The organism is Allobosea sp. TAB14 (genome assembly GCF_052113865.1).
Classification (GTDB): Bacteria; Pseudomonadota; Alphaproteobacteria; order Rhizobiales; family Beijerinckiaceae; genus Allobosea; species Allobosea spartocytisi.
Window position 1 is genome coordinate 1 of record NZ_JBFRDQ010000149.1, and the last position, 10325, is coordinate 10325.

Sequence of the window (10325 nt, forward strand, 5' to 3'; positions counted from 1 at the left end):
ACGATGTCTCGTGGGCTCCTTTTGTTTTGGAGACGCGAATGTCCATGACGTTCAGCACTGCAGAATCGGCGGCAAGCCTGCTCTTCCACCGGCGGCTCTGACCTTCGGTACCTGAAGCTGGGCCGCCTTTCCGCGCCCGCCTCGATCCCATTCACAACCCGGGCAACGCGATCTCGTGCCAGCCGCCATGGTGGCTGCACGACCGGAAAAGCGCGCCTGCCCCGATTCCCTCATCAAGCCAGACCGGGACGCCGCCATGTCCACTCTCACGGAATATCTCGCCCAGAAGCGCGACGCCCTGCTGCGCCGGAAGGCTCATGCCCGCTCGGGGGACGCCCGCCCCCTGCGACTTCAGGCGCAAGCCCATGCCGAGGGGCGCAGCGGCGTCCGACGCATCCGCATCCGCGACTTCCAGGTGATCAGCGACAGCCCGCCGGATTTCGCCGGATACGATCTCGGGCCGAGCTCGCCCGAACTGCTGCTCGGCGCGCTGTCGAGCTGCCTGACTCATACCTACCTGATCCAGGCCGCCGACCAGCAGATCGCTCTGGAAGATGTCTGGGTCGAGGTTCACGGCCAGCTCGACCCGCGCGCCGGAACGCCCGGCCACGAGACCACGCCGATCTATCCGCACGAGCTGTCCTACACCGTCAGGCTCACGACGGACGTGACCGAACTCGACGCCCTGAATGCGGCCGTCGAGCGCTTCTGCCCGATCCTGAACCTGCTCCGGCAGGGCGTGACGGTGCGCGGCACCGTCGAGCGCGTCCCGGCCAGCCGCGCGGCAGCCTGACCCTTCCCCAAACGACCATGCAGCCGCGTGCAAAGCGGCAAGGAGCGACCATGACCCAGCAGACGACCTTCCCCTCCCGCCGCACCTTGTTGCGCGGAGCCGCGGCGCTCGCCGCCGCGCCGCTCGCCGGCCTGGCCGGGCACCATGCCTTCGCCCAGGCCACGCCGCTGAAGCAGCGCCAGACGATCAAGCTCGCCTGGGGGCAGACGGCGGTGTGCCAGTCGCCGATCTCGGTCGCGCTGAAGCAGGGCCTGTTCGAGAAGTACAATCTCGCGGTGGAGCCGGTGAATTTCAGCGGCCCGACCGACGCCCTGCTGCAGGCGATCGCGACCGGCCATGCCGATGGCGGCATCGGCATGGCGCTCCGCTGGCTGAAGCCGCTGGAGCAGGGCTTCGATGTCGGCCTCACCGTCGGCACCCATGGCGGCTGCATGCGGCTGCTGGTGCCTGAGGCCGCCAATATCCGCAGCCTGAAGGACCTCAAGGGCAAATCGGTCGCCGTCACCGATCCGGCGAGCCCGGTGCGGAACTTCTTCGCCATCCGCCTCGCCGAGATCGGGCTCGACCCCGAAAAGGATGTGAGCTGGGTGCAGTATCCGCAGGACCTGTTCGGCGAAGCTCTGAAGAAGGGCGAGGTCCAGGCGCTCGCGGGCGACGATCCGCATCTCTACCTGATCCGCGAGCGCGACAAGCTCGTCGAGCTCGCCACCAATCTCGAAGGCCAGTACGCGAAATCGACCTGCTGCGTGCTCGGCCTGCGTGGCGCCCTGATCCGCGACCAGCCCGAGGTCGCCGGCGCGATCTCGCGCGCCATCGTCGAGGCGCAGGCCTGGACGGCGGCCAATCCCGACAAGACGGCCGAGATCTTCGCGCCTTTCGTTCCGGCCAAGGTCACGCCCGAAACCGTGGCCGCGATCCTGCGCAGCCACACCCACGACCATCACTCCACCGGCGCGGCGCTGCGCGAGGACGTCGCGCTGTTCACCGAGCAGCTCAAGCTCGTCAACGTGATCCGCAAGAACACCGACGCCAAGGCCTTCGCGCAGAAGGTCGTGCCCCATGTCCCCGTTTGAGCAGACCGGCTCCGCATCGGCCTTCGACCAGCCACGCCTGCAGGTCGACGGCTCGGTCCTGGCGCGCGGCGCATTCGCCACGGCGGCCTGGACCGCAGTGGCGGCCTCCGTCACGCTGCTCGCCAACAAGAAGGTGGGCTTTGCCGACCCGCTCTATGTCGGCGAGACCAATGCCGGCTTCATCGGCTGGGCCGTCCTGCTGGCGCTGGCGACCGCCGTTGGGGCGCTCTGGCCGCCGCTCGGCCGGCGCCTCGGCCGCGCCGCGCCTTGGCTCGTCGTGCTCGCGCTCTTCGTCGGWRTCTGGGACCTGCTGACGGCCAAGCTCGGCCTGCTGCCGGTGCCCTTCTTCGCCCCGCCCTCCGCGCTGGTCGAGGTCTATGCGGAGGACTGGCCTCGGCTCGGCGAGAGCGTGCTGCATTCGCTGCGCCTGCTGGCGCTGGGCTTCCTGTTCGGCACGATCTCCGGCTTCGTCACCGGCGTCGCGATCGGCTGGTCGCGCGGGCTCGGCTACTGGGTGCATCCGGTGCTGCGCTTCCTCGGGCCGATCCCTTCGACCGCGCTCCTGCCGATGGCGTTCTTCTTCTTCCCGTCGAGCTTCTCGGCGGCGATCTTCCTGATCGCGCTTGCCACCTGGTTCCCGGTCACGGTGCTGACCTGGTCCGGCGTCGCCAGCGTCGACAAGGCCTATTACGACGTCGCCCGSACRCTSGGCGCCSGCCGCKCSTTCCTGATCTTCAAGGTCGCGATYCCSGCCGCCCTGCCGCATGTCTTCGTCGGCCTGTTCATGGGGCTCGGCGCCTCGTTCTCGGTGCTCGTCGCGGCCGAGATGATGGGGGTCAAATCCGGCCTTGGCTATTACCTGCAATGGGCCCAGGGCTGGGCCGCCTATTCCAACATGTACGGCGCGCTGATCGTGATGGCGCTGATCTTCTCAGGGCTGATCACGCTGCTCTTCTCGGCACGCGACCGGTTGCTCGGCTGGCAGAAGGATGTGGTGAAATGGTAGCCGCACAGCTCGCTGTCTCGCCCTCGACCGGCATTCCCGCGTCCAACGGCGCCGAACTCTCGATCGCCGGCGTCTCGCATGAATTCGATCTCGAAGGCCGCCCGCTGCCGGTGCTCGACGATATCGATCTAGAGATCCGGGCCGGCGAATTCGTCGCCCTGCTCGGGCCGAGCGGCTGCGGCAAGTCGACCTTGCTCAGGCTGGTCGCCGGGCTCGAACAGCCCTCTCAGGGCCGGATCGCGGCGGCGGGCGAGGAGATCACCACGCCCGATCCCTCCCGCGTCGTCGTCTTCCAGGATCCCACGCTCTATCCCTGGCGCACGGTCTGGAAGAACGTCGCGCTCGGGCTGGAGGCGCGCGGCCTGCTCGCCAGCCAGAAGGGCCGCGTCGACGACGCCCTGAAGACGGTCGGCCTCGCCGGTTTCGAACGCGCCTTCCCGCGCCAGCTGTCCGGCGGCATGGCCCAGCGCGCCGCGCTGGCCCGCGCCCTCGTCAACGATCCCAGCGTGCTCATCCTCGACGAGCCGCTCGGCAAGCTCGACTCGCTGACGCGGATTGCCATGCAGACCGAGATCGCCGAGCTCTGGCGCCAGCGCGGTTTCACCACCCTGCTCGTCACCCATGATGTCGAGGAGGCGCTGTTCCTGGCCCAGCGCGTCATCGTGCTGAGCGAGCGCCCGGCCCGGATCAAGGCCGAGATCGTCAACGACCTGCCCTATCCGCGCCATCGCGGCGATCCGCGCCTGGCGGAATTGCGCGGGCAGGCGCTCGCCCATCTCGGGCTCGACGCGAGCTGGTGAGTCCGCAATCTCCCCTTCCCCATCGCAGGATCCTATCCATGTCTCGACGTCTCGGGCTGACGCTCGCCTTTGCCCTGGCCACATCGCAGGCCTTCGCCCATGCCCATCTCAAGACCGCATCGCCCGCCGAGGGCGCAACCGTCGCCGCGCCGACGGAGATCACCCTCGGCTTCACCGAGGAGCTCGAGGTCAAGCTGAGCAGCATCACCGTCAAGGATGCGCGTGGCGGGGTCGTCAGCGCGGCACCGGCGGAGGCCGTGCCGGGCGACCGCAAGGCGCTGAAGGTCCGGCTCAAGCYGGTCTCGCCCGGAGCCTACAGCGTCGAATGGGCTGCGACCTCGGTCGACACCCACCGCGTCACCGGGCAGTATCGGTTCACCGTCAGGCCTTGATGTGGACGCTCTGATCGGGGCGGCGCTGCCGGCGGTCCGCTGGCTCCATCTCGCCGCCCTGCTGTCCGGCCTCGGCATCGAGGCCTTTCGCCTGCTGTCGCAAGGCCCGCTCGCCACCACGCCAGGCGGCCGGCAACTGCTGCATCGGCTGTCCTCCTGCAGCCGGCTCTCGCTCATCCTGGCGCTCGCGGGCGGGGCGGTCTGGTTCTGGCTGCAAGGCAGCGCCATGCTGGGCCGCCCCCTCGACAACCTCGCGAGCGTTGCCGCCATCGCGGAGACACGCTTCGGCGAAGTGCTGCTGGCGCGCGCCGGCCTGCTCGTCCTTGCAGGCTTGCTCCTGCGTGGCGAAGGCGTTGCCCGAACGGGTGCGCTGCTTCTCATGACCATCGCGGCCCTGCTGCAGGGCCTGCTCGGGCATGGTGCCGCCACCGGCTTCTGGACAACGGCGGCCCTGGGGCTTCACGTCCTGGCAGCCGGCCTTTGGCTCGGCGCATTGCCTCCCCTTCTGGCGGTATGCTGGCTCCTGCCGGCCCAGGCGCCCCTGCTCGCCCGCCGCTTCACGCCGCTCGGCCTGGCCTGCGTCGCCGTTCTCGCAGCCACATCCGTCCTTCAGCTGCAGGAGCTGGTCGGCACCTTGCCGGGGCTCATGGGCACCGCATACGGCCAGCTTGCGATCGTCAAGATCGCCCTGTTCGGCGGCCTCCTGCTGCTGGCTGCCGCCAACCGCTTTCGCTTCGTACCCGCGGCGGCAACCTCAGGCTCGACGCGTGCCCTCACCCTGTCGATCGCCACCGAAACCGGACTCGGGCTGGCCATCGTGGCCGTTGCGGCGGCACTGGCCAACGAGCCACCTGCGATCCACGAACAGCCGACCTGGCCTTTCGCCCTCAGGCCGGTGCCCGCCTTCTGGGACGATGCCTATCTGCGCGATGGGCTTTTCCGCCTGCTGACTCCTGTGGCGATTGCCCTTGCGCTTTTCGCCACCGCCCTATCGCTTCGCGAACTGCGCTGGCCAGCCCTTCTCGCCGGGGCCATCGCGTTGGCCTTCGTCCAGATTCCGCCATGGCGCCCCTATGTCGTCGCTGCGGTTCCAACGAGCTTCCAACTGTCTCCGACCGGCTATGCAGCGCGCTCCATCGCGACGGGCCGGGGCCTGTTCCAGCGCGATTGCGCGAGCTGCCACGGCGCGGATGCGCGCGGGCGCGGCCCCGTCGCGGTCGCGCAATCCGTCTGGCCGCCAGACCTCTCCGCGCCGCTGATCGCCGGGCGCCCCGGCGGCGAGCTGTTCTGGTCGATCCGTCATGGCAGCGGCCCGATGCCGCCGAGCGCGCAACTGGACGATGCCGCGATCTGGTCGCTGATCGACTTCATCCGCCTGCGCGCCGGAGCCCGCATCTTCTCGCCCCCGGAGATGCGCTGGTCCGGAGCGGTGCGCATGCCGGGCTTCGTCGCCCGCTGCGCTGACGGCACCCTCGTCACGTCCAGCAGCGGAGCGCCATTGCGTGTATGGATCGAACGCGACGCGCGTGGGGCCGGCGCGCGGGTGCAGGTCGACGCCGCGGCTGAGCACTGCCCCGTCGAGGATCCCGAGCCATTGGCGGCAGCCCTGGCCGAAGTCACCGCCAGCACGACGGCGCCGGCGCTGGTTCTCGTTGATGCGAATGGTTGGCTACGGCGCGCGTTCAAGGCGGAAGACRGCGCCACGTTGGATATGGTCGCATCCGAGTTCGCCGAGATTCGTCGACGCCCGCTGGATGGAGCCAGTCTCCATCACTGATGGCCGCCCCCGGCGCCGAGTGCCAAGGCCATCTCCGCGGACAATCGACACAGATCGTTCTCTTGCTGATCCGCGCAACGGGCTCGCCGCAAATCGGATCACCCGGCGACACAAAAACAATCTTGACTGTTTGTAAATTGTGTCTCAGCCTCGGATTTCCTTCCGATGGCTTGGATCGATGCCAGAGAGTTCGACGTGAGCGGCAACAGGCGATCACAGAAAGAACGCAGCGCCGAGACTTCAACGCGGTTGCTGACGGCGACGATCGACCTTCTTCACGATCGCGGCCTTGCCCGCACCTCGACACCGGAAATAGCACGTCGAGCCGGGGTTTCGCGCGGCGCGTTGACGCATCACTTCCCCAGCCGCGAGGCGATCATCAGCGCCTCCGTCGCCGATCTGCTCAGCAGGACCGCGCGTGACCTGCATCGCTTCGCCGAAGAGTTCATCGCGCGCGGCGGCTCGAGCGACGAGATCGTCGACTACATCTGGCGGATGATGGACGACCGCCTTTTCTACGTCACGATGGAATTCCTGCCGGAGGCGCGCCACAACGACGATTTCCGGGCGCAGCTCATCCCGACCGTTCGCGAGTTCCATGCCGGTCTGGACGCGATCTGGACGGCGCTCGCCGTCCGCGCCGGAACCGACCCCGACCATACGCGCACGGTGATGAACGCCACGATGTGCCTSGTGCGCGGCATGATCAGCCAGACGGTGCTACGGCCGAACGATCCGACCTACTATGACGGCATGCTTCAGTTCTGGAAGGGCCAGGTACGCCAGCAATTTCCGATCAAGCCGGTCATGGCCGGGAAACACAGGGCGGCGTCTTGAACGCAGCGCTGACGATCGCGGGGCTGAAGCTCTCCTTCTACGGCGTACACGTGCTGCGCGGCGTTGATTTCGCCGTTCCCGAAGGGTCGTTCACCGGGCTCACCGACCCGAACGGGGCAAGTGCCTGCCTTCCTCGCTGCTCGCGCCGCCGCCGGCGCGGCTTGATCCCGCTCCATCGCCTCAAGCCCATTCGCCCGAAGGAACAGCCCCGTGGCCGCAACCCTCTTCACCAATGCCCGCATCGTCGATGGCACGGCGCCCGAGCCGGCTGAGCCGGTCAGCGTCCTCGTCGAGGGCGGAACGATCCGCGAGGTTGGCCAGGCGGTGACATCCGCCAAGGCGAGGACCGTCGATCTCAAGGGCCGCACCCTGATGCCGGGGCTGATCGACGCCCATGTCCATGTCGTCGCCGGCGTAGCCGATCTCGGCGCCAATGCGCGCCTGCCGGACTCGCTCGTGACCGCGCGCTCTTTCGTGATCATGCGCGAGATTCTGCTGCGCGGCTTCACCACGGTGCGCGATGTCGGGGRCGCCGATTTCGGCCTGAAGCAGGCGACGGAAGAGGGACATTTCCTGACGCCGCGCCTCGTCATCTCCGGCAAGGCGCTGAGCCAGACCGGCGGCCATGCCGATTTCCGTGGCCGCTACGACGACCGCCCGAGCGTGATCGAGCGCCATCGCCTGGGCGCGCTCGGGCGCATCTGCGACGGCGTCCCCGATGTTCGCCGTGCGGCGCGCGAGGAGCTGAAGGGCGGCGCCGACTTCATCAAGATCATGGCCAATGGCGGCTGCGCCTCGCCCACCGACCCGATCCACTTTCTCGGCTATTCGGTCAGCGAGCTCGAAGCCATCGTCGAAGAAGCCCGGATGGCGGGAACCTATGTTTCCGCCCACGTCTATACCGACGAGGCGATCCGCCGCTGCGTCGAGGCCGGCGTGCATTCGCTGGAGCACTGCAACCTGATCCAGCCCGAGACGGCCAAGCTCGCGGCCACGAAGGGCGCCGTCGCGGTGCCGACGCTGGTGACCTATGACAAGCTGGTCTCGGACGGGCCGAAGCTCGGCTTCCCGCCGGATTCGGTCGCGAAGGTCGACGTCGTGCGCTCGGCCGGCATGGACTCGCTGCGCATCATGCAGAAGGCGGGGCTGCCCATGGCCTATGGCAGCGACCTGCTCGGCGAGATGCATCGCTACCAGTCGGAGGAGTTCGTCATTCGCGGCCGGGCCTTGCCGGCGCAGGAGGTGATCGCCTCCGCGACCTTCATCGCGGCCAGGCTTCTGAAGCTCGAGGGCAAGATCGGGACGGTGGCGCCGGGCGCCCATGCCGACCTCGTCGTCGTCGATGGCGATCCGCTGCAGGATCTGTCGCTCCTCACGCGGCAGGGGCGACACATGCCGCTGATCATGAAGGGCGGCGATTTCATCAAGCGGACGAGCCTGAACTGAGCGGGGTCGTGGCCGGCTCCTCCCGGGAGACCGGCCGTCGACACGCGCTTGAGGGCATGCGCACTATTTCAGAATACCGGCCGCATCGCTCGGCCGGCCTGCGTGACGGGAGGCGGATATGACGGCGCTGCATTTCAAGAACTTCGCCCTGCTCGAACCGGAATTCGGCGAGCTGCGGCGCGGCTACGAGCTCGTCGTCGAGGGCGACACGATCCGCGAGCTGTCGGAAAAGCCGCTGAAGGCTGCGAAGGCCGACGTGATCGATTGCGGCGGGCGCACATTGATGCCCGGCCTCATCGACAGCCACGTCCATGTCTTCCTCTCCGAGGTCTATATCCGCAGCATGGAAAGCATGCCGCTGACGCTGATGACGGCGCGCGCCGTCCGGCTGATGAAGGGCATGCTCGATCGCGGCTTTACCACCGTGCGCGACACCGGCGGCGCCGATTGGGGCATCAAGGAAGCGGTCGAGAAAGGCGATGTCGCCGGTCCGCGGCTCTTCATCGCCGGTGCGGCGATCGGCCCGACCGGCGGTCACAGCGACCCGCGTCGGCGCACCGATTTCGGCGGGCGCTGCCATTGCTGCAACGCCATGGCCTATACGATGAACGTGTCGGACGGCGTGTCGTCCGTGCGCAAATCGGCCCGCGAGCAGATGCGGCTCGGTGCCGACCACATCAAGATCATGATGTCGGGTGGTGTCGCCAGCCCCTATGACCCGCTGGATTCGATGCAGTTCAGCGTCGATGAGGTGAAGGCCGCGGTCGAGGAGGCGAAGGCCTTCGGCCGCTATGTCTGTGCCCATGCCTATACGCCGGAAGCGATCACCCGGGCGGCGGAATGCGGCGTGCGCGCGATCGAGCACGGCAATCTGATCGACGACGCCTCGGCCAAGCTGATGGCGCAGAACGGCATGTTCCTGACCGCCAACCTCGTCGCCTATTACGCGATGAAGGAGCGCGCCGCCGAATTCGGCATGACCGGCGACATGCTGGCCAAGAACGACCTCGTCATCGACGGAGGCCTGCGCTCGCTGGAGATCTGCAAGCGCGCCGGCGTGCCGGTCGCCTTCGGCTCGGACCTGCTCGGTCAGCTCCAGGTCGAACAGTCCCGCGAGTTCCTGCTGCGGCGGGAAGTGCTCTCGCCGATCGAGATCATCCGCTCGGCGACGACGGTCGGTGCCCAAATCCTGCGCATGGAGGGCAAGCTCGGCACGTTGAAAGCCGGCGCCTATGCCGACCTCATCCTTGTCGACGGCGATCCGCTCAAGGATCTCGGCCTGTTTCAGGAGCAGGGGAAGCATCTGGCCGCGATCATCAAGGGTGGAGTCTTCCACAAGAACACGCTGCACTGAACGACGCCTGCTTGCCTCCCTCTTGGTCACGATATGGATAAGAAACCGGCTTGACTGTTTGTAACTTGTTGCCCAGCTTCGCGGCCTTAGAGATGGATCAGGGGTACTGTCAGTGGTGAAGGCGATCGGGCGGCGCGACGGCGGCCGGCACTGCGGGACGGCCCGGTGACGGGAAGCGGCTCGCTGAAATGGGGTCGCTATGCGCTCAACGGCGCGGCCGCGCTCGCGCTCGGCTTCATCCTGCTGCCGCTGATCTTCGTCACCTGGCTCGCCTTCTTCAGGCAGGAGATCCCCTCCTTTCCGCCGGAGGGCTATTCGCTGCAGTGGTTTACGGCTGCAGCGAACAACAAACCCTTCATCGACGGCTTCATCCTCAGCCTCCAGGTCGCGGTCGCTTCGACGCTGATCGGGCTCGCGCTCGGCGTGCCGGCGAGCCTCGCCCTGGTTCGCCATCGCATTCCGTTCGGGCCGGGCGTCTCGACCTTGCTGCTGCTGCCGCTGGTGATGCCGGGCATCGTGCTGGGCACCGCGACCTATGTCTTCCAGATCGAAGTCGAGATCGCGACTGAGATTCCGGTCATGGGCTCGCTCGGCGGCCTGATCGCGGCGCATACGCTCGTCGTCGTCCCCTGGGTGGTCCGGCTGGTGACGGCGAGCCTCGCAGGCTTCGATCGCTCGATCGAGGAGGCGGCGCAGAACCTGGGCGCGGGACCGTTCACGACCTTCTGGCGCGTGACGCTGCCGAGCATCCGGCCAGGCCTCGTCGCCGCCGCGCTGTTCGGCTTCGTCACCTCCTTCGGCAACCTCGAGATGAGCCTGTTCCTGGTCGGGCCAGGCCGCACGACGC

At 67.8% G+C, this 10325-nt stretch carries 11 protein-coding genes; 10 read left to right on the top strand and 1 reads right to left on the bottom strand.

Translation table 11 applies throughout. The annotated features are described in order from the left end of the window. The first annotated feature begins 256 nt into the window (after window positions 1-256). Genes AB4Y99_RS20170 through copC form a run of 5 tightly spaced genes read left to right on the top strand, consistent with a single transcriptional unit; the run spans window position 257 to window position 4064 of the window. The gene (locus tag AB4Y99_RS20170; RefSeq protein ID WP_038361988.1) at window positions 257-793 is read left to right on the top strand and encodes an OsmC family protein; all 537 of its coding nucleotides are present in this window, start codon (window positions 257-259) and stop codon (window positions 791-793) included. A gap of 50 nt (window positions 794-843) precedes the next feature. Beyond that, window positions 844-1866 carry an ABC transporter substrate-binding protein gene (locus AB4Y99_RS20175; RefSeq protein ID WP_441524571.1) on the top strand — a complete coding sequence of 341 codons (1023 nt, stop codon included), beginning with the start codon at window positions 844-846 and terminating at the stop codon, window positions 1864-1866. Then, window positions 1853-2872, top strand: a complete 1020-nt coding sequence (locus AB4Y99_RS20180; RefSeq protein ID WP_441524572.1) for an ABC transporter permease — start codon at window positions 1853-1855, stop codon at window positions 2870-2872. The genes AB4Y99_RS20175 and AB4Y99_RS20180 overlap by 14 nt, the downstream gene beginning before the upstream one ends. Then, window positions 2866-3672, top strand: coding sequence for an ABC transporter ATP-binding protein (locus AB4Y99_RS20185; protein ID WP_191122991.1), 807 nt, complete (start codon window positions 2866-2868; stop codon window positions 3670-3672). Before AB4Y99_RS20180 ends, AB4Y99_RS20185 begins: the two co-directional genes overlap by 7 nt. Window positions 3673-3710: 38 nt before the next feature. Next, a complete protein-coding gene (gene copC, locus AB4Y99_RS20190; protein ID WP_441524573.1) occupies window positions 3711-4064 on the top strand; it encodes a copper homeostasis periplasmic binding protein CopC in 354 nt (117 codons plus the stop codon). Here copC and AB4Y99_RS20195 read toward each other — a convergent pair. Continuing rightward, window positions 4054-4209: a hypothetical protein gene (locus tag AB4Y99_RS20195; protein ID WP_441524574.1), complete on the bottom strand. Its 156-nt coding sequence runs from the start codon at window positions 4207-4209 to the stop codon at window positions 4054-4056. The genes copC and AB4Y99_RS20195 overlap by 11 nt on opposite strands. Window positions 4210-4290: 81 nt before the next feature. Here AB4Y99_RS20195 and AB4Y99_RS20200 point away from each other — a divergent pair, with 81 nt between their 5' ends. The 5 genes from AB4Y99_RS20200 to AB4Y99_RS20220 all read left to right on the top strand — a co-directional run. Next, window positions 4291-5841, top strand: a complete 1551-nt coding sequence (locus AB4Y99_RS20200; protein ID WP_441524575.1) for a CopD family protein — start codon at window positions 4291-4293, stop codon at window positions 5839-5841. Window positions 5842-6006: 165 nt separating this feature from the next. Continuing rightward, window positions 6007-6678, top strand: coding sequence for a TetR/AcrR family transcriptional regulator (locus AB4Y99_RS20205; RefSeq protein ID WP_051987774.1), 672 nt, complete (start codon window positions 6007-6009; stop codon window positions 6676-6678). A gap of 210 nt (window positions 6679-6888) precedes the next feature. Beyond that, complete coding sequence (locus tag AB4Y99_RS20210) at window positions 6889-8124, top strand: metal-dependent hydrolase family protein (RefSeq protein WP_441524576.1); 1236 nt, start codon at window positions 6889-6891, stop codon at window positions 8122-8124. 118 nt (window positions 8125-8242) lie between these two features. Then, window positions 8243-9478, top strand: coding sequence for a metal-dependent hydrolase family protein (locus AB4Y99_RS20215; protein WP_133561614.1), 1236 nt, complete (start codon window positions 8243-8245; stop codon window positions 9476-9478). A gap of 165 nt (window positions 9479-9643) precedes the next feature. Continuing rightward, window positions 9644-10325 (top strand): ABC transporter permease (locus AB4Y99_RS20220; protein WP_441524577.1); only part of this gene is annotated, 682 nt, incomplete at its 3' end.